The following is a 20062-nucleotide window of genomic DNA, read 5'->3' on the forward strand; positions in this document are numbered from 1 at the left end:
TGTTCGCCGATGACGTTCGCCGCGTGCCGATGCAACAGATTGAAGCGGCCCAAACGATGGGCGCGACCCGGCGTGAGATCGTCTACCGCGTGATCTTCCCATCTGCCGCCCCGGCGATGCTGACCACGTGCCGCATCACGCTCGGCTGGGCGTGGACCTACCTCGTCGTGGCCGAGATGGTCGCCGCCAACTCGGGCCTCGGCTACGCGATCTTGAAAGCGCAGCGCTTCCTGCAGACCGACAAAATCTTCGCTGGTTTGATCGTGATCGGGGTGATCGGCCTCGTTCAGGACCAGGCGTTGCGCGGTCTGCACAAAGTCCTCTTTCCATACCTCAAGGGGCGCTGATCATGAGCAAAGGCATCTTGATCGAAGACCTCTCGAAAACGTTCGGGACGAATGTCGTGCTCGACAACGTCAGCCTCAGCATTGCGCCGGGCGAGTTCGTGACCATTGTCGGCGCGTCGGGCTGCGGGAAGTCGACGTTGCTGCGCATCCTGGCCGGACTCGAGATGGCCGATAGCGGCGTCGTCGCGTGCGGCGACAAGGAGATCGCCGGACCCGGCGTCGAGCGCGCGATGGTGTTTCAGGATTACAGCCTCTTCCCCTGGCTCAGCGTCATGCGCAACGTGCTGTTCAGCCGGCGGCTGGCCGCTAACGCCCACGACAATCTCGCGCTCGAACGCGACGCCGAGGAAAAGCGCGCAGCGCTGCTGCTGTCGCTCATTGGACTGTCCAAGGTGAAGGACGCTTACCCGACACAGCTCTCCGGCGGCATGCGCCAGCGCGTGGCCATCGCTCGCGCGCTGATGTCGAAGCCAGCGGTCCTGCTGATGGACGAGCCTTTCGGCGCGCTCGACGCCCAGACGCGAGAAGTCATGCAGGATCTGGTGCTCGAGGTCGCGCGCAACGAGGGCACCACCATCGTCTTCGTCACCCACGACGTGGAAGAGGCCATCTATCTCGGCTCGCGCATCGTGCTCATGGCGCCTTACCCCGGCCGCGTCGACTGCATCTACGACGTGCCGTTCTCGCGCGATCGCGACATGTCCATCCGGATTGCGCCCACCTTCCTCGATCTCAAGCGCCGCATCATGAACCGAGTACGCGACACAGTCGCGGGCTCGTTCGACGGCGTCGGCCAGGCTCTCACGGGGTGAGCGAATCCGGCGGCTCACCAATCGCAACAAAGGAGTTTCGACTATGCTGAGTGGACTTCTAGCAGGACTTCGCAAAGGCACGCTCGCCTTGGCGGTATCGGCGACCGCGGCCATAGGCGCGCTCGCTCCCCAGGCGCACGCGGAGGAGAAAGTCACCCTCGCGACCGTGGCCTGGATCGGCTACGCGCCGTTCTACGTCGCGGTCGAAAAGGATCTCTTCAAGCCTTACGGCGTGAAGGTTGAGCTGAAAGACTTCGCCGACCCCGCGTTGATCCCCGCTGCTCTGGCCAGCGGCGGCATTCAAGGCGCCATGTACACCTACGATCAGGTCATCAATCTCGTCGCGAATGGCAACGACTTCCGCGTGGTCATGCCGATCGACTACTCGAACGGCGCCGACGCCATCATCGCCTCGAAGGCGATCAAGTCGCTTGCCGATCTGAAGGGCAAGCAGGTCGCCTACCCATTCGCCACTTGCGATAACCTGCTGGTCGCCTACGCGCTGAAGTCCGTCGGCCTCAGCGAGTCCGACGTGCAGGGTCTCGACACGACGCCGGAGAACGTGCCGGCAGCGCTCGCCGCTGGCGTCGCAGCTGGTGCCACCTACGAGCCCAACGTCAGCAAGGCTCTGAAGCTCGAGGTCGGCGACGGCTTCCATTCCATCTACACCTCCGCGACGGCGCCGGGCCTGATCACAGACGTCCTCTATTTCCCCGCCGACTTCATCGCCAAAAACCCGAAGACGGTAGACGGCATCATCAAGGGTTACATCGATGGGATGAAGTTCCTCAAGGAGCATCCCGACGAGGCCTACGCGATCGTAGCGAAGTATTTTTCCACGACCGTCGATGACGTGAAGGAGCAGGCCAAGGGCGTTTACAACGTGCCCGTTCCCGAGATGGCCGGCTACTTCACCCCGCGCGACGACGCCAAGTCGTTCTTCACGACGGGCAAGCTCATCGCCGACATCCTGGTCCAGCGCGGCCAGATCAAAGCGGCTCCGAAGATCGAGGACACCTACACGACCGAGTTCGTGCAGAAGCTTGCCTCATCGCAATGACCGCGCGCGGCCGCTCGCAACCGGGCGGCCGCCACCCGCAAAAAATCAGAACAAGTTCCGCAAACAGGAGAATTACGGTGGACGCCTCTGTCAACAATAACGACGCGGTGCTCGGCAACCTGCGCGCTTCCGGGGTCAAGTACATGCTGGCGAGCTACGTCGACATGCACGGTGTCTCCAAGGGCAAGGTAGTTCCCGTCGAGCACTTCGACCGCATGATGTCCGGCTCGGAGCTGTGCACCGGAGCAGCCCTCGACGGCGTGCCGCAAGACGTGAGCGACGAGGAAGTCGCCGCCCATCCCGATCCCGCATCATGCACTGTCCTGCCGTGGAACAAGGACATCGCCTGGTTCGCCAGTGACCTTTGGTGCGAGGGAAAGCCGTTCGATGCCTGCAGCCGCAACATCCTGAAGCGCGCGCTCATTAAAGCAGCGAGCATGGGATACGGCATGAATCTCGGCATGGAGGCCGAGTTCTTCGTCCTGCGCGATGATGCCGAGCGCGGCTACGCGCCTCTGTCGGATCGCAAGCACCTCGACAAGCCGGCCTATGATGTCTCGCGCATGCTCGACAACATGGGCTGGATGGACGAGCTCGTGCAGGCGATGAACAGCCTCGGCTGGGACGTCTACAGCTTCGACCACGAGGACGGCATCGGCCAGTTCGAGATCGACTTCAATTATTTCGACGCACTGTCCATGGCCGACCGCTTCGTGTTCTTCCGCCTTATGGCGCACGAGATCGCGCGCAAGCATGGCGGCTTCGCAACCTTCATGCCCAAGCCTTTCGTCGATCGGGCCGGAAGCGGGGCGCACTTCAACATGTCGCTCGCCAATATCAACACCGGCGAAAATCTATTCTCGGACACTGCTGATCCGCGCGGCTGCAACCTGTCGAAGCTCGGCTACCAGTTCCTCGCCGGTGTCCTGAAGCATCTGCCGGCGATCTGCGCCGTCGTCGCGCCGACCGTAAATAGTTACAAGCGGCTGGTGCTCAAGGGGTCGATGTCGGGCTTCACATGGGCCCCTGTCTGGGCGTGCTACGGCAACAACAACCGCACCAACACACTGCGCATTCCGATGGGCGGCGGCCGTGTGGAACTGCGCGCGGCGGACAGCGCGTGCAATCCTTATCTCGGCGCTGCCTTGGTGCTGATGGCAGGGCTCGAGGGCATCGCCGAGGGACTGGATCCCGGCGAGCCGCACGGCGAGAATATGTACCTCAAGAGCGAGGAGGAACTGCGCGCGATGGGCGTCACCCATCTGCCGAAGACCCTTCTGGAAGCGATCGATGCGTTCGACGCCGACCCATTGAGCGCCGCCGCGTTTGGACCGGCGATGAAGCAGGCTTGGCTCGACTTCAAGCGTGATGAGTGGGCGAGCTACATCAACCACGTCTCCGACTGGGAAAAGAGCCGCTACCTCAAGTTCTATTGAGAACGAGCACTTCGAAACAGCTTGGAGAGCATCGATGCAGTGGGCAGAACGCACCTGGACCGAGTTGCCCGCTGACCTCGCGGCGGCAAGCTTCACGGCGCTCCTGCCGATCGGAGCGACCGAGCAGCACGGGCCTCAGCTCGCAACCGGCATGGACTGGGTGCTGGCGGACAAGCTCTGCCGCAAGGTGGCGGAGCGGACAGGCGTGCCCATGCTGCCGGCGTTGCCATACGGCTGTTCGCTCGGCCACAGTCGGCGGTGGCCTGGCACGATCGCTCTCCAGCCGATCACTCTGATCACCCTCGTCAAGGAGGTCGGGGACTGGGCCTACATCAGCGGCGTGCGGCGCATCATCATCGTCAACACCCATGTGACGAATGCGGCGCCGCTGCGCTGTGCCCTTGAAATGCTGCGCGCCGAGCACGACGACATGATGGTTGCGGTGATCAACTCCGCGCACATGAGCGAGCGGGTGAGAGCCGCGCACTTCGCCGACGCCGATGACTGGCACGCGAATGCCGCCGAGACGTCTCTGATGATGGGGATCGCGCCGCAGATCGCCCGGCCGCACCTGAACGCGACTTCGGACGATCCCGATCGCACGCAAGGTCTGGTCTTTTCTCACCCCGTCAACCGCACCAGCGCAAACGGAGTGACCGGGAACCCCAGTCAGGCCAGCGCCGAAGAGGGGCTGCGCCTGTTCGCGTGGATGACGGAAGACCTCGCGGCAATAGTAGAGAAGGGAAAGCTGGAGCATCCGCCACTTCAAGCGTCATACGCTAGCCGCGCACCGGACTGAGCAGATCTTCTGCACCTGCCCCGCAAATCCGCGCATCGACCGACTTAAAGTCGCGAGGGGAACGCTTTTTCAAGTTGCTCGGGGCTAGATGACCTTCGAGTGGCAGGGGAGGCGCCTCGAGGCATGTCCGCAACGCAATCGGTCGTTACCAATACATTAAATCCCGCCACTGCCCTCAGCGCGCCAGCGGACAACGCAGGCCGGCTTGGGCTCCCCGCCGACATACACTTCGGCGCCGGGATTAATCGCGCGTCTCACGACGATATCGTTGCGTAAAGCAGGGCGTCAGGTCGCCCGCGCAAGAAGGGAAATGCCAATGCTCTCCAGCAAGGCCGGAATCGAAGTGCTCCGCGACCCGTCGCTCAACAAATCGACTGCGTTCAGCGAAGCCGAGAAAGTGGCGCTCGGTCTTGTCGGCCTGGTTCCGGACACAACGGAGAGCGAGGATCTGCAGCTCAAGCGCGTCATGATGCAGCTTGCGCACAAGACGACCGACCTCGACCGCTACATCTACCTCATCAATCTGCTCGATCACAACGAGACCCTGTTCTATCGCACCGTGATGTCGGATCCGGCGCGCTTCCTTCCCATCGTCTATGACCCGACCATCGGCGAAGCCTGCCTCAAGTTCGGCCACATCTACCGCCAGCCGCGCGGCATGTACCTATCGATGTCACGGCGCGGCGAGGTGAAGGACGTTCTGAAGAACTGGCCGCAGAAGGACATCCGTTTCATCTGCGTCACCGATGGCGGACGCATTCTCGGCCTGGGCGACCTTGGCGCCAACGGCGTCGGCATCCCCATCGGCAAGCTGCAGCTTTACACGGCCTGCGCGGGCGTGCCGCCTCAGTATCTGCTACCTATGTACCTCGACGCAGGCACGAACAACGAGCAGCTGCTGCACGATCCGCTGTATCTCGGCATGCGCCGTACGCGACCGGCAACGGAAGAGCTCTTCTCCTTCGTCGATGAGTTCGTCGAAGCGGTGCAGGAGGTGTTTCCGAAATGCTGCATTCATTTCGAGGACTGGACCGGCGTCGATGCCGTTCATCTGCTTCAGCGCTACCGCGATAAATGCTGTGTCTACAACGACGATGTTCAAGGCACCGCTGGCATCGTTCTCGCTGGCATGATCAACGCGGCCAGGATAAAGGGCAGCGAGCTCAGCAGCGAGCGGTACTTGTTCCTCGGCGCCGGCTCGGCCGGCATCGGCTTGTCCGGCCTTCTGTGCTCGGCGATGGTCGAGGAAGGCTTGACGCTCGAGGAAGCGCGCGCGCGCATCCATATGTTCGACGTCAACGGTCTATTGGAAAGCACCAGAACCGATCTCGTCGACTTCCAGAAGCCGTACGCGCACGACCATGCGCCGACGCGAGACTTCCTTGCCGCCATCGAGAGCATCCGGCCGACGACGATCATCGGCGTCAGCACCATAGGCGGCGCGTTCACGGAGCCCGTGGTCGAAGCGATGGCGCGCATCAACGATCGCCCTATTGTGCTGGCGCTCTCCAATCCCACCGAGCACGCCGAATGCACGGCCGAGCAGGCTTACACCTGGTCGAACGGCAAAGCGATCTACGCCGCGGGCGTTCAGTTCCCGCCTGTTCACCTCGATGGCAAGACGTTCCTGCCGGGGCAGGCGAACAACTTCTACATCTTCCCCGCCATTGGCATGGCCGTGTTCGCCACTGAGGCCACGCGCGTGACCGATGCAATGTTCATCGAGGCAGCTCGCGCCGTCGCGGACCAGGTTTCCCCCGCGCTGCTGAACCAGGGCCTGCTCTACCCGCCCCAGGCGAACATCCTCGAAACGGAAATTCAGACCGCGGCGCGCATCGCCGAGCTGATCTTTGCTTCCGGACTGGCCCGCGTCGAGCGGCCCTCGATGGATATGGTCTCGTTCATCCGAGGCCACGTCTACCAGCCGGAATACCCGAAGATCGACGGCGAGATTCAGCAGGTGGCCTAGCGCAGCTCGCCCCGATGGCCTCCAGGACGCACCCGCATCGGCATGGGTATCGGCAGTGTGCCGCTGGCGCAGGACAGCGCGCTTGTTGACGTGGGCGCTGACGCGGTGCTCCTGAGGATGCCACGCTCGGGATCCTCTACATCGGCCAGTACCGATAAAGAACGGAACCGCTGCCTGACGATGGCGTCGTGCATGTGCCGGCGTCAATTCAGCTAAACCGGGGCAAAAAAAGCGGGTTTCCGGCATCTTAAATGAATGTAGGCAGTATCTTCTCGCAGCTTAGAGCGGGAGTTCGCGATGCAACGCCTACACTTACTTGCCGTTCTCCTGTTCATATCGTTGTCAGCGAATGCCGATCCAAAGCAGCAGACGCCATACCATTGGGGTGAAGCCGCAATCGTGCAGACGGCTGGCGGTAAGGTCGCCGGCTTCATCCGCAACGGCGCTTTGGAATTTCGCGGCATTGCGTACGCCGCACCCGTGGGCGGCGAGAACCGCTGGACGTCGCCGAAACCGGCCGCGCCATGGGAGGGTGTGCTCCCAGCGATGCACTTCAAGGAAGCGTGCGCACAGGGCGCCCGCTACGGATTGACCGAGCGAAGCGACAACGAGGACTGCCTCTACCTGAACGTTACGGTCCCCTATGCCGGCGGCGACCTGTCCGGACGAAAACTCCCGGTCATAGTCTGGATTCACGGCGGCGCTTTCGTCGGTGGCTCCAGCGCGCTGTATCGCCTCGACGTGCTGGCCAAGAAGGCCGATGCCGTAGTTGTCACGATGAACTACCGCATCGGCGTATTCGGCTTCATGCCGCACCCGGCATTCGAAGCCGACCATAACGGCGGCTACGCGCTGGAGGACCAGCGCCTCGCGTTGCGTTGGGTGAAAGCGAACATCGCCGCTTTCGGTGGTGACCCTGACAACATCACACTGGCGGGGGAATCGGCTGGCGCTGCTTCCGTCTGCATGCACCTCATTGCGCCAGAAGAAACCCGCAATCTCTTTAATAAGGCGATCGTACAGAGTGGCGCGTGCGTGTACCGCATGCGAAGCGTGGAGGAACGCAAGAGCTTTGGCGTAGCGGTGGCCAAGCAGGCCGGATGCACGGACGCGGCGAGCGCTCTCGAATGCTTGCGCCAGAAGGGCCCTCAGACGCTGATCGCCGCGGCTACGGATGTCGCCGGAAATGATCTCCTGGCATTCGCGCCTGTCTATGGGACTAAGACAACTCCTCTACAAGGTCTCGAAGCCATCGAAAGTGGCCGCTTCGTAAAGGTTCCGGTGATCAACGGCGGCACGCGCGACGAGCTACGGCTTTACGTCGGCTACGACGTGCAGGCCGGCAAGCGCTTCACGCCGGAGAACTATGAAGATGTCATCAAATCCTACTACGGCGAGAATGCAGGTAAGATTGCAGCTCAATATCCGCTGAAGGACTTCTCATCGGCACCTGCCGCGCTGGGCACCCTGATGACGAACTTCCGGCCAGATCTCGGCATCAATCATTGCCTCTATATCGAGACCGCGAGGCTCATGTCACGGTATGTCCCGGTTTACCAATGGGAGTTTGCAGACCGAAAGTCTCCCGTGCTCGGCGTCTCGATACCCATTTCCCCAGACCCAGGATTCGAACTCGGCGCAGTGCATTCCAGCGAGCTGAATTCGTTTTTCCCGAATTTTTCCAACACGACCGCGATTTCCGGGCCGGACCTGTCACAGCGCTCGCAAGCGATGGCCGATGAGATGATCGAGACCTGGGCGAGTTTCATTCGAACCGGCAAACCCAAGGCGCGCGATGTTCCTGACTGGAAGCCATACAGTGAGGGCGCAACGGCCATTCGCTTCGAGCCCGGCCAGATCCGCACATTCGATCCGACATCCGACTACAAGTGCGCGTTCTGGAAATCGCTCTATCCAAGCTACTTCGCAAAATAGTGGCACCGTCCTCCTCAGAGAGACGGGCACTATCGTGGACCGTGACGTCACCTGTGGAAGTCCGGCCAAAGCCACGGTCTGCACTAGGTTGGCTGCAAGTATTGGGAGCATCGACGGATGAATGGCTGGCTTCCCGCATTGATCGCCTTCGCGCTGATGCTAATTGCGGGTGGCAGCGGAGCTCTGCTGGCACGACGGTTACCCGAAGACTTCGTGTCCGAGCCGTCCATGAAGAATCTGCGCATCGGCATGGCGCTGGTGGGGACAATGGCATCCTTACTGCTCGGCCTGATGATAAATTCGGCCCGATACACTTTTAGCGAAGCCTACTTGGACGTGCAGAAGTACGCGGCAGCTATCCAGCTAACCGACCAGGAGCTTTTGCACTACGGCGGTGAGCGCGCCTGCGTCATCCGGGGCACTCTACAAACCTACATGAAGCAGGTCATCGGTGGGACTTGGAACCCGTCCAACCGCTCACCCAATGAAACGACCGATCCGTCTCTGGCGGCGTTGCTTCAATTTCACAGCGAAGTTCGAACGCTGGAAGCCTCGAACGATGGGCAGAAGCGCGGCCACGACACGCTGCTGTCGTTGTCCCGACAGCTTATGGAGTACCACTGGAAGGTGAGCGGTGAGGCGAGTTCCGTAACTCCAACGATCTTCATTGCCGTGGTGATCGGCTGGTACTGCCTCATTTTCTGGTATCTCGGCGTCTTCGCTCCACCGAACCCGGTTGTCTTTGCCGGGCAAGTGCTCGCCATGGTCGCCATCTCGGGCGCCATCTTCCTGGTGAATGAAATGGGCGAGCCGTTCTCCGGTCCTGTAAAAGTCTCCTCCGCGCCGCTCGCGCGCTTGTTCGAGCGCATGGAGGCCGAGGCGTGTCCCGAGGATGCTGCCGTGTTATCGCCGAGCAGTCCGTCCGGCTAACGAGAAGTCGGCGCCGGCCTCCGGAGTTTCATGTCCGAAGCTCAGTATGGGCCGATTGAATCCCTGCATCGGCCAGCACTCGGGTGACTTCACCGACGCCGATCTGCGCGGCTGATCCAAGTCGAGGAAGGGAAGGGCGACGTCCTTCATCGGTGGATGCCCGGCTCTCAGCCAGCCGCCGCCGCGCGCTTGCGCTGTTCAAACGACGCCGAAACCCAGTCGCTTGAGTGCCTGCCCCGCCAGTTCGGCATCCTCGCCACCGTGCAGCATCAGCTGGTCAAGATGAAGAACCAGCTTGCCGAGCTTGCGCTTCTGCATCTCTTCGTAGAACACGCGCGAGACCTCTTCCGGAGCCAGTGCGAGTATCCCGATGGCTTCCATCCGGGCCTCTTCGATCTTGCTGGATGACATCGAACACCTGCCGATTTTGGGGCAACCGCTGCCTTATATGCGCCGGACAACTCGCATCGTACAGCGGAAGATCTCCCGACGACGCGGCGCGGTTAAATTGCCGTTGATGCCCCTTCGCAATCGCGGTGTCATAATTTTCTGAAGCAGCTCAAGTCCGGTCGCTTCGCCCTTCACCGGGCGCAGCGGGCCATAGCCGGGCGTGCTTATCACCTGACCTGCGGTTGCTTTTGATAGCAGCGAATGAAAGCTCGATGCGAGCAGTCGCCATCTGCATCGATCTCGGCTGATGGTGGCATCACAACGTGCCACGCGATTGCGAGCGGGCTGCTAAGAGCGGATCCTGAAAACTTGTCGCGCCCGCGATGACGTGGGTCAGCAGCGATCATCGGGCGCGTACTTGCGAATGACAGAGCAAACGTCGGAACGCAGCGCAGATTTTTAGCGCCGGCGATCAATCGGCGGCGCGAAACGCACTGCTGTTGGCATCGTCTCTTTCGCGCAACGTCATTGATGTTTCGCAAATCAATTACGCTGCTGACATTCAGGCACGTGCTTATCCCGCTTTGTTGCAGAAGCGGGAGAGCGGGTCTTTCGGCGCACTATGAGAACGTGGCCTGAAAAAAAGGAACGTCACGCGCGCATCGAGATCATTCCAATGATCGATGTGATGATGTTCCTGCTCGTCTTCTTCGTGCTGATCAGCATCAATGTGCTGCCGGCTCTCGGCTTGAAGATTAAGCCGCCGACCTCCGCTGCGCCGGATCAGCTGGTCGAACGCCAGCGTGTCACCATCGGCCTCGACCGCGACGGGAAGGCATTCATTGACGGGCAACCGGTGGCGTTCGCCGATCTGGCTGCCCGCATCACGGCTTCAAGCGATCCAAACAAGAAGCTCGTCGTCACCATCGCCGGTGACGAGGGAGCGCAGCTGCAAAGCCTCGTTGAGGTTCTCGACGCCCTGAAGCTGGCCGGCGTTTCGAACGCGTCGATCGTCACGAGGGCCAAATAAGTGGATGCACGTGACAACCGGCAGCATAAGCAATTTCATGGCGCTGCTCATCACCGGAGCGCTGCTGACGCTTTGGGCGATGATGCCCTCTGCATCGGAGCCGGCCGGCGCGGGCGAGTCCGTCGGCGAGATGACTGTGGCGCTCGAAGCGGAGCCGGCTCCCGAGCCGCCACCGCCAGCTGCGGCCGAGCCCGAGAAGGCCGAGGAGGCGCCGAAGCCGCCGGAGCCCGAACCGGTGCCACCGCCAGTACCCGAGCCACCGCCGCCGCCTCCTGCTCCCGAGCCGCCACGCGAGCCGGAGAAGGAAGAGGAAGCGCAGCCGGCCGAGCAGATGCTGGACGAGGATGGCGCACCCATCACGCCGCCGCCGCAGGCCATGGTGGAGGCCAACGAGGAGCAGGCTTCGGCATTCAAGAAGTGTCTCCTCAATCGCACCTATTACCCCTCGACGCGAGAAGCGCGAAAGCTCAAGCCGCACGGCGTCGTGGGACTGAAGATTCTCATCATCGACGCGAAGGTCGCGGGCATCGAAATCACACAGCCGTCAGGCTCGCAGATTCTCGATCAAGCCGCGCGATCGAGCGTGTTGAATTCCGGATGCGCGTCCAAGGGGCAAGTGTCCGGCATCGTAGTGACCACCATCCGCTACTAGGCCAGCAGTTCCAGGGCGGATCGGAGGTTGCTGCGTAAACGTCACGTCAAGTCGCGTTCGGTTGCGTATTGCGTTGTGGGGGTATCATGTACTTGCGTTCCGTCACGCTCGCCTTATTGGCGAGCGCATCACTAACGGCTGTCTGCTCTGCGCAGACGGCTCCAGCACCGGTTCCAGATCCGAGTGCTGCGCCTGCAGAAGCCAAGCCGGCAACGACGCCGGCTCCCGCCGCGAAGCCGGCGGAGAAATCCGCGAAGCCGCAGGCAAAGTCCACGTCGGCACCTGCGCCGACGACCAACATCGGCGAGATCCAGGCCAAGGAGGCGCCGAAAGAGCGGGCGTTCTCGCAGAGCGGCATGACCGCTTCGCCGACGGACTTCGCCGACGTCCAGAACAAGGCCAATGCCGAAAAGAAGGCGCCGGACGGCTCCAAGAAGATGAACGGTATCGGCTCTACGCCGCGTCCCGTGTCAACCGGTGGCGTGACCGGCATGGACATCGGCGGCGGCTACATGATCAATGAAGAAGCCAAGAAGAGCCGCTCGACGGTCACGCGCGACGCCATCGACAAGCAGTCGCCGACGGCCAACCCGTATCAGATGATCAACTTGCTGCCGGGTGTCGTGCAGTCTAGCGTCGACGACACCGGCCTCAACGGCGGCAACATCCGCCTGCGCGGCTTCAACTCCGATCACGTCGGCATGACTATCGAAGGCATGCCGGTCAACGACTCCGGCAACTACGCTCTCTACCCGCAGGAGTACGTCGACGCTGCCAACATGCAGCAGGTTTCGATTGCCCAAGGTTCGCCGGACCTCGACTCGCCGCACATTGGTTCGGTCGGCGGCGTCATCAACCTCTATATGCGCGATCCCTCGAAGACGGCCGGCGGCGTTGTCGAGTACACGTTCGGCTCGGATGACCTGCAGCGCGAGTACGTGCGCCTCGAGTCCGGCCAGGTCGGTGCCGTGCGCGCCTTCATCAGCTATTCGCACCTCACCAAAGACCACTGGATCGGCCCCGGCGATGACGACCGCAAGCACCTCGACTTCAAGGCGGTCTACGACATCGATAAGGACAACACCATCCGCGTTTCGGCGATCTACAACGAGGCCGTCAACACGTTCTACAGAACCCAGAATCTCATCGATTTCAATGATGGTAACGACAAAACGTACACGACGAGCCCTTACAACAGCAACTACTATGGCTACAGGATCAATCCGTTCAAGAACCTGATCCTGAGCGCGCCTTCGAACTTCAAGCTCTCGGAGAACCTTCGCTTCGATACGGTGCCTTACTATTGGTACGGCTACGGCAGCGGTGGCGGTGCGACCAACTTGAAGGAGGGCGCCTTTTACTACGGCAATCTGAAAGTGTCGGGCGACTTGAACGGAAACGGCGTCATCGATTCATCAGATGTCTGGTTCTACAATCCGTCCATCACCGAGACACATCGCCCGGGCGTGATCAACAAGCTGACCTACACGCTGGATGATCACAAGGTTGTGGCAGGCCACTGGTTCGAATACGCGCATCACCGGCAGACGGGATCGCTGTCCTATCTCGGCGAAAACGGCAACGTCATCGATCCGTTCGCCAACGACGCGCACGTCTACATGCCCTCAGGGGCGACCTGCGTCATCAACAAGGCCAGCGCCAGTGGCAGCGGCTCGGCCAATGGTACTGTCGTTTCCTGCCCTGAGGGCGAGCTGAACAAGCGCAACGTCCTCACCGAGACGACGACGAACATGTTCTTCGTCGGCGACACGTGGAAGTTCAACAGCTGGCTGACATTCGACTATGGCGTCAAGCACGTCATCGTCAACCGTGATATCGAGAACTACATGCCGGATGCCAAGCCGGCTTACTCGACGATCGACGATCAAGTGACGTTGCCGACAGCCGGCGTCAAGGTACAGCTCGACCGGGAAAGCCACGTCTTCGCTAATGTCGCCACGTCTTTCCGTTCGGCTCCTAACTTTACGTCGTATGCCGACTACAATATGTACTCTGCCTCCGGCTACACGCCGGCCGATACCATCGATCCGGAGCGCGGCCTCTCGTGGGAGCTCGGGCATCGCTACCAGGGCCAGCTGTTTGCGACCTCCGTCACAGCGTTCCTTGCCGATTTCGAGGACTATCAGCAGAAGACGTACGCTGCGGACGGGACCGGATCCTATAAGTCCGTCACCCAGAACATCGGACGGGTACGGAATTATGGTATAGACGCGGAAATCGGTACGGCGCCAATCCATAACTTCCGTCCCTACGCCTCGCTCGAGCTGTTGCATGCAGAGCTTCGCGACGATCTAGCTACGAACGGCGTCTACTTGCCCACCGCCGGCAAGCTTCTCCCGGGTGCTCCGCAGTACTCGTTCGGCCTCGGGCTCGACTACGACAACGGCCATTTGTTCGGCAATCTCGCCTACAAGTACATCGGTTCGCAGTACGCGACGCTGATGAACGACGAGGAGATGGAGGCCTTCGGTCGGCTAAATGCGTCGATCGGCTATCGCTTCGACGACATCGGCTACATGAAGGCGCCGGAGATCAAGTTGTCGCTGTTCAACGTGCTCAACTCGCGCCAGTTGACCGGCGTCTACAGTGAGACGAACAACGCAAATCCCGTGACCGTCGGCGGCACCACGGTCAGCGGCAGCAAGCCGACCTACTATCTCGGTCAGGACTTCTCCGCCATGCTTTCGCTCCGCACGGGCTTCTGAAGATGAATATCGATACTGCGTACTTTCACCATGTCTGCATCACTGTACTTTACGGAATGATGGTGGTGCTGACGTTCGTGATCGTCGAGCGCTTCGTGTACTACTGGCTGCTGAACCGCCGTGCCGCGCGGCTCAAGGCCATCGTGCACGGCCGGCGCAAGAAGAAGGTCGAGAAGACGCTGAAGCGCCGCGACCTTCTCACACGCAGTCTTCGAGAATACATCGACATCATCAACGAGCCGGGCGCCACGCGCGCCCGGCTCGAGGATCTCTCATCGGCGCTGTTCATCGACGTCAACGGCCGGGTCGGTGCGCGGCTGTGGATCCTCGACACCATCGTCACTGCCGCCCCGCTGCTGGGGCTGCTCGGCACGATCCTTGGCATCATGGACACATTCAACGCTTTGTCGGCGGGCGGCATCTCCGATCCCGGGGCTGTCAGCCGCGGCATTGGTGCCGCGCTTCTGGCGACGGCCATCGGTATCGGAACGGCGCTTTACGGGCTTCTTGGCCACAATCTCCTGCATCGCATGGCCGACCACATCACTGAAGAGTTCAAGGGGCTGATCCTCGCTGCAGATGGCATTGCCCCAGCGTTCGCACCCAAAACCGCTGACGCAACATCCGGCGCCGATCAGCGCGAGAATGCCGTAGCCAATGCAATGGAACAGGTCGCTTGAATATGTGCAACGCAATCACGCGGCGTGACGTTCTGTCGGGAGCGGGCGCATTAGCTGGTGCCGCGCTTTGCGGTGCAACGACGGACCTAGCCGCGGAAGATGCGGCCCCGCGCATTCGCTTACGCATCATGGAGACCAGCGACATCCACATGAATGTGCTCGGCTGGGACTACTTCCTCGCCAAGCAGGACCTCACAGCAGGATTGGAGCGGGTTGCCTCACTCATCCGCGCCAGTCGCAAGGAGGTGCCCAACACGCTGTTGTTCGACAATGGCGATCTTCTTCAAGGCACGCCGCTGGCCGACGACATCTTCGAGAACGCACAGCCGACGCCGGACACGCCGCATCCCATCTTCGCCATCATGCGCGAGCTCGGCTATGACGCCGCGACCGTCGGCAATCACGAGTTCAACTATGGACTGGAATTTCTCGAGGCTTCGCTTTCGGCCGCGTCATTTCCTTATGTCTGCGCCAACGTCGAGCGCATTGGCGGTGAGCCGTTTCTGCCACGCACGACGATCATCGAGCGAACCTTCAAGGATGAGGCCGGCAATCCCCACGTCCTGCGCATCGGCGTGATCGGCTTCGTGACGCCGCAAATCACAGTGTGGGACAAGGCGCGCCTCGCGGGCAAGCTGCAGACCAGCGATATCGTCCTCGCGGCGAAACGTTATGTCCCCGAGCTGCGCGGAAAATGCGATGTGCTTGTTGCTCTCTGCCATTCTGGTATCGCACCAGGCCCGTGGGTTGAAGGCGAGGAGCACGCAACCCTTCACCTTTCGACCGTTCCCGGTATCGACGTGATACTGACCGGCCACGCACATCGAGTGCTGCCCGGCAAGGATTACGAAGGGATGGCCGGCGTCGATGCGGTTGCCGGTCGCCTCAACGGCGTGCCAACAGTGATGCCGGGCTTCTGGGGGAGCCACCTCGGCGTTATCGACCTTGACCTCCAGAAGACGGACGCTGCCTGGTCGGTTCAACACGCCGAGGCGACACTTGCGCCCATCTACCGTCGCGAAGGCAACAAAGTCATTCCTTTGGTCGATGCCGATCCGCAGGTTGCTGCGTTGATCGCGCCCGCGCACGCGCAAACGCTTCGTTGGATCGAGCAGCCGGTCGGAGCGGTAGACAAGAATGTTCACAGCTACTTCGTGTGGACAGGGCTCGATCCGGCGACGGCCATCGTAAATGCAGCGCAGACCAGCTATGCGCGGCCCCTGCTGGACGCGGCCGGCTTCCATGACCTGCCTATTCTCTCGTCCATGGCGCCTTATCGCGCCGGTTATACGCCGGACGGCTTCATCGACATTGCCGCTGGGCCGGTAACGTTGCGCGAGGCAGCTGGCCTTTATCAATACTCGAGCAACGTGGTCGTGGTGTTGAAGCTCACAGGGGCGCAGATCATCGAGTGGCTGGAATATGCGGCACGTTGCTTCCACACAATCGATGCGGCGGCAACGAGCCCACAGGCGCTCGTCAACAAGCGCGTGCCCTCATACAACTTCGATATCATTTCGGGCTTGACCTATAAGATCGATCTGACGAAGCCGAATAGGTACACGGCCGGAGTGGCCAACCCGAGCATTCGTCGCATCCTCGACGTCGAGTTCGAGGGCAGGCCCATCGACCCTCAGCGCGAATTTGCAGTCGTGACGAACAGCTACCGGGCCGATGGCGGCGGCAGCGTGCCGGCTCTCGTCGGAGCAGCAATTCTTCTGCGCGCGCCCGACACCAACAAGGATGCGGTGGTGCGCTATTTCCGCTCGACGCCGGCCGTGCAAGTTCCATCGACGCGACCGTGGTCTTTCGCACCGCTTGGCAAGCCTGTCGCGGTCTGCTTTGACACGGGCCCTCGGGCGCGCGACCATATCGGCGACCTGCCGGGCGTCACGCTCGAGAATGGTGAACCCGGATACGCGCGCGTCCGGATGATGCTTTCCTGAGCGGCATGGCGGCCCCACTCGCCGTGCCCGAAAGTGTCGAAACTGAACGTCTGATCTTGCGCGGGCCCGCGCTCAGCGATGCCCAGCAACTTTTCGAATCCTACACCAGCGACGCACGTGTGACGCGCTTTCTGTCGTGGCAGCGGAGTCGCCGAACAAAGGGCAGCCGACTTCCGCTATCGGGACAATCCGCCCGTCGCCCATTTGGCAAACACGGTTCGCTCAGCTTCAGCGTTGATCGACTAAGATGCGACGTCTGAGGCCACATTTTGGAGCGCACCAGTGCGCGACCGATAGCGTTGCGTTGGTGCGGGGCCATCAAACTACGAATTCTTCGGAACACTCCGAGAGGCGCGACATCACACGCGCATCGTCCCAAAGCAGCTGTGGGCTTCAAGTGCGAGCCCCGTGGCTACGGAGCCGAACGCATCGCCTTCGACGATGCGGGCATTGGCGAACGCCTCTTGCAACGTCGCAAGCAGCAGCGGTATCCGCGACGAGCCGCCGGTCAGAAACACTGAGCCGATGGCATCGGCGGCCACGTTGCTCTGGCTCAATGTGTTTCTGATCGCCATATGAATTTTGCCGATCTGGTCGGCAATTGCGCGCTCAAACTGCTTCCTCGTGATCTCAAGCGGCTCGATGCCAGCGAGCTTCTGCAAATCCATCGCCACGACCTTTGCGGAGGAGAGCTGGATCTTGACGTCCTCGACGGCGGTCAACAGCGCGTGACCCCTCCTGTACTCCAGAACCTTGAGTAGCCGGTCGAGCTTTTCGGGCTCGACCATATCGCGGCGCACCTGGCGAATGTCCGCGAAGAGCTTAGGGTCATAGAGGAAGTTGATGCGCTGCCAGGTTGCAAGGTCCTGGTACCACCACGAGGGTGTTTCCATGTTCTTGTGGCGAAGCTTGGCACCGAGCCCAAGATCTGGAAGCACGGCATCGAGTTCAAGGCGACGGTCGAAATCGGTGCCGCCAATGTGCACGCCCGAATAGGCGAGAATGTCGGACTTGCGGTCCGGCTTGCCACGCCGATGCGGAGAGACGCGGACAATGGAGAAGTCCGAAGTGCCGCCGCCGATATCGACGACCAACGCGAGCTCTTCGGCGCCCACATGGCGTTCGTAGTCGAGGGCAGCGGCGATGGGCTCGAACTGGAATTCGACGTGCTTGAAGCCTGCGAGTTGCGCCGCCTGCCGGAGTTGATCCTCTGCACTCTTGTCGGCCTCCGGGTTCTCGTCCACGAAAAACACAGGCCGACCCATGACGACGCACGACGGCTCGTCGGCGGCTTTGCGAACGTAGCTGAGGAAAAGCGAGATAATCTCATCGAACCGGAGGCGCTTTGCTCCAACCTGCGTTTGCTCGTGGATGAGAGAGGATCCGAGTACCGATTTCAGCGAGCGCATCAGCCGCCCATCCTCGCGCTCCAAGTAGCGGGAGACGGCATCGCGGCCGAAGGTGACACTTGCGTCCTCGAAGCTGAAGAATACTGCGGTGGGAATTGAAACGCGGCCCTCTTGCAGGGGGATCAGAGAGGGATGAGCCTCCGCAGCATGGCCGATCGCGCTGTTGGATGTACCGAAGTCAAGGCCGCACGCGCCGGAGGCGATTGTCACAATCGTTTCCTATGAGGATTTGGCGATGCCGCATGCGGTCCGCGAGGACGCGTCATGGGCGAAAATAAACGCGCAACGCGCCAGGGGTGCATGGGGTAGCAAGTTAGGAGGACGGGTACAAGTTGTTGCTCTGACAGATTTCCTCCAGTCGCATGGCGCGTCGCCACCGCGAACTTGACGATCCGCCGCCAACCTCGGCGAGGCCACGCATATGCAAGTCGATGATGAACGCGAGCGTCGTCGATGCATCGGATTCCACGCCCACGGCGCTCTTGCCCCGGCTGACCTTGTCTTCGGCCTCGTTGGCCCAGGCCTCAGCCTCCCACTTCAGCCGGAGGCTGCGCGAGGCATGTTGACCCTTGCGGCGGACCTGCGCTCGCCAAATGCGGCGAGGTGGCTTAGGTAAGCGGACGGGCCGCACGTCGCGGCGCTCAACGCAAGGCACCCGCTTGACCACCGGCGCGCATAGGTTCTCTGTCGCTCCTATGATGGAAATAGAAGAGTGTTTCTAATTTTCAACTAGATCTCGTTTCGCATGAACAATGCCGGTGCAAATAAAATGCGAAGGGATGGGAAATAGATAGCATTCGCGATTGGTTTTGTCGACGGCTCCCTTTCAGCTTACGGTGTTGGACAGGCATCGACGTATTAGGTCGAATGCAGCCTTGGTTGCGAGCATCGCCATCTCAAGAATGCGACGCACGCGGACGCCAATTGACCAAGGGCAGTATCGTCGCAGCGCAGACCGGCGCGGACTGCGGGAAGGCCGCGCCGTTGGAATGAATCGTTCAGCTTGTTGGCGGTGCTGGTTGGCAATGGACCTGACAGAACTCGATCGAATAGTTTGGCCGGATCAGTCAGGAAAGACAACGGTCTTTCGTCCGTTCGTGAACACGCGATCGTCGATGTGATAGCGGATTGCACGCGCCAGCACGCGCCGCTCAATGTCACGTCCCTTGCGGACAAGACTTTCCGGAGAGTCGAAGTGGGAGATGCGCTCCACATCCTGCTCGATGATGGGGCCTTCGTCGAGGTCCGCTGTAACGTAGTGCGCGGTGGCCCCCATTACCTTCACGCCGTAGGCATGCGCCTGATGATAGGGCTTCGCCCCCTTGAATCCAGGCAGGAAGGAGTGATGAATGTTGATCGCGCGTCCAGAGAGCTTCGCCGACAGCTCCCTCGAGAACACCTGCATGTAGCGTGCTAGCACAACGAGATCCGTGCCGGTGCCCTCGATGATCTCAAGCAACTTTTGCTCCTGCGCCTGCTTGGTATCCTTTGACACGGGCAAATAGTGAAACGGAATGCCCTGGAAGTCGTGTTTGGCGAAGGCCTCGATCGGATGGTTGGAGACAATACCCGTCACATGCATTGGCAGCTCTCCGATACGCCACCGGTAGAGAAGATCCACGAGGCAGTGATCGAACGCCGAGACCATGATCAGGACACGCGCCGAGCGCTCTCCAACCCGGATGGACCACTCCATCTGATGATCCTGCGCCACCTGTGCGAACGCGCGACGCACAAGGTCAATGGGAATTCCACCCGACTGCTTGCCTGCCACCAGACGCATGAACAGCTTGCCGGTATCGCTGTCCGCATACTGCTGCGTCTCGCGCGCCTCCAGGGCGTGCCGCGAAAGGAATTCGGCCACTGCGCTGGGCACGTTGACGCTGTTCGGGCACGAGAATTTCAGGACGAAGCTGTTGGTGGTGATGGTGCTCATTGCAT

General features: G+C 61.1%; 16 protein-coding genes. 13 read left to right on the top strand and 3 right to left on the bottom strand.

What is annotated here, in order from left to right; genetic code table 11:
* From ACP15D_RS00005 to ACP15D_RS00040, 8 genes are all read left to right on the top strand, one after another.
* The coding region (locus ACP15D_RS00005; RefSeq protein WP_424955530.1) for an ABC transporter permease at positions 1-347 on the top strand (347 nt) is incomplete at its 5' end.
* A gap of 2 nt (positions 348-349) precedes the next feature.
* Complete coding sequence (locus ACP15D_RS00010) at positions 350-1159, top strand: ABC transporter ATP-binding protein (RefSeq protein WP_424955531.1); 810 nt, start codon at positions 350-352, stop codon at positions 1157-1159.
* A 43-nt stretch (positions 1160-1202) separates the two neighbouring features.
* A complete protein-coding gene (locus ACP15D_RS00015) occupies positions 1203-2219 on the top strand; it encodes an ABC transporter substrate-binding protein (protein ID WP_424955532.1) in 1017 nt (338 codons plus the stop codon).
* Between the two features lie 77 nt (positions 2220-2296).
* Positions 2297-3655 (top strand): type III glutamate--ammonia ligase, encoded by a 1359-nt coding sequence (gene glnT / locus ACP15D_RS00020; protein WP_424955533.1) that lies wholly within the window; start codon positions 2297-2299, stop codon positions 3653-3655.
* Positions 3656-3689: 34 nt separating this feature from the next.
* Positions 3690-4454 (top strand): creatininase family protein, encoded by a 765-nt coding sequence (locus ACP15D_RS00025; RefSeq protein ID WP_424955534.1) that lies wholly within the window; start codon positions 3690-3692, stop codon positions 4452-4454.
* A 310-nt stretch (positions 4455-4764) separates the two neighbouring features.
* Positions 4765-6423 carry an NAD-dependent malic enzyme gene (locus tag ACP15D_RS00030; protein WP_424955535.1) on the top strand — a complete coding sequence of 553 codons (1659 nt, stop codon included), beginning with the start codon at positions 4765-4767 and terminating at the stop codon, positions 6421-6423.
* A 297-nt stretch (positions 6424-6720) separates the two neighbouring features.
* Positions 6721-8358: a carboxylesterase/lipase family protein gene (locus ACP15D_RS00035; RefSeq protein WP_424955536.1), complete on the top strand. Its 1638-nt coding sequence runs from the start codon at positions 6721-6723 to the stop codon at positions 8356-8358.
* A gap of 117 nt (positions 8359-8475) precedes the next feature.
* On the top strand, positions 8476-9288 hold the full coding sequence (locus tag ACP15D_RS00040) for a hypothetical protein (RefSeq protein WP_424955537.1): 813 nt from the start codon (positions 8476-8478) through the stop codon (positions 9286-9288).
* A 198-nt stretch (positions 9289-9486) separates the two neighbouring features.
* Here ACP15D_RS00040 and ACP15D_RS00045 read toward each other — a convergent pair whose 3' ends face one another.
* Complete coding sequence (locus tag ACP15D_RS00045; RefSeq protein WP_424955538.1) at positions 9487-9699, bottom strand: hypothetical protein; 213 nt, start codon at positions 9697-9699, stop codon at positions 9487-9489.
* A 601-nt stretch (positions 9700-10300) separates the two neighbouring features.
* Between ACP15D_RS00045 and ACP15D_RS00050 the strand changes: the two genes are divergently transcribed.
* The 5 genes from ACP15D_RS00050 (at position 10301) to ACP15D_RS00070 (ending at position 16712) form a co-directional block, all read left to right on the top strand.
* The gene (locus ACP15D_RS00050) at positions 10301-10708 is read left to right on the top strand and encodes an ExbD/TolR family protein (RefSeq protein WP_424955539.1); all 408 of its coding nucleotides are present in this window, start codon (positions 10301-10303) and stop codon (positions 10706-10708) included.
* Positions 10709-10718: 10 nt separating this feature from the next.
* On the top strand, positions 10719-11360 hold the full coding sequence (locus ACP15D_RS00055) for a hypothetical protein (RefSeq protein ID WP_424955540.1): 642 nt from the start codon (positions 10719-10721) through the stop codon (positions 11358-11360).
* Positions 11361-11446: 86 nt separating this feature from the next.
* A complete protein-coding gene (locus ACP15D_RS00060; protein WP_424955541.1) occupies positions 11447-14086 on the top strand; it encodes a TonB-dependent receptor domain-containing protein in 2640 nt (879 codons plus the stop codon).
* Between the two features lie 2 nt (positions 14087-14088).
* Positions 14089-14766 (top strand): MotA/TolQ/ExbB proton channel family protein, encoded by a 678-nt coding sequence (locus ACP15D_RS00065; protein WP_424955542.1) that lies wholly within the window; start codon positions 14089-14091, stop codon positions 14764-14766.
* Positions 14767-14768: 2 nt separating this feature from the next.
* On the top strand, positions 14769-16712 hold the full coding sequence (locus tag ACP15D_RS00070; protein ID WP_424959148.1) for a bifunctional 2',3'-cyclic-nucleotide 2'-phosphodiesterase/3'-nucleotidase: 1944 nt from the start codon (positions 14769-14771) through the stop codon (positions 16710-16712).
* A gap of 359 nt (positions 16713-17071) precedes the next feature.
* On the opposite strand, the gene ACP15D_RS00075 is transcribed toward ACP15D_RS00070, so the two are convergent.
* Positions 17072-18331 (bottom strand): Hsp70 family protein, encoded by a 1260-nt coding sequence (locus ACP15D_RS00075; RefSeq protein ID WP_424955543.1) that lies wholly within the window; start codon positions 18329-18331, stop codon positions 17072-17074.
* 853 nt (positions 18332-19184) lie between these two features.
* Positions 19185-20048: a formyltetrahydrofolate deformylase gene (gene purU / locus ACP15D_RS00080; RefSeq protein WP_424959149.1), complete on the bottom strand. Its 864-nt coding sequence runs from the start codon at positions 20046-20048 to the stop codon at positions 19185-19187.
* Positions 20049-20062 lie beyond the last annotated feature (14 nt).

The sequence above is a fragment of the Hyphomicrobium sp. 1Nfss2.1 genome, from assembly GCF_965243865.1.
GTDB lineage: Bacteria > Pseudomonadota > Alphaproteobacteria > Rhizobiales > Hyphomicrobiaceae > Hyphomicrobium_A.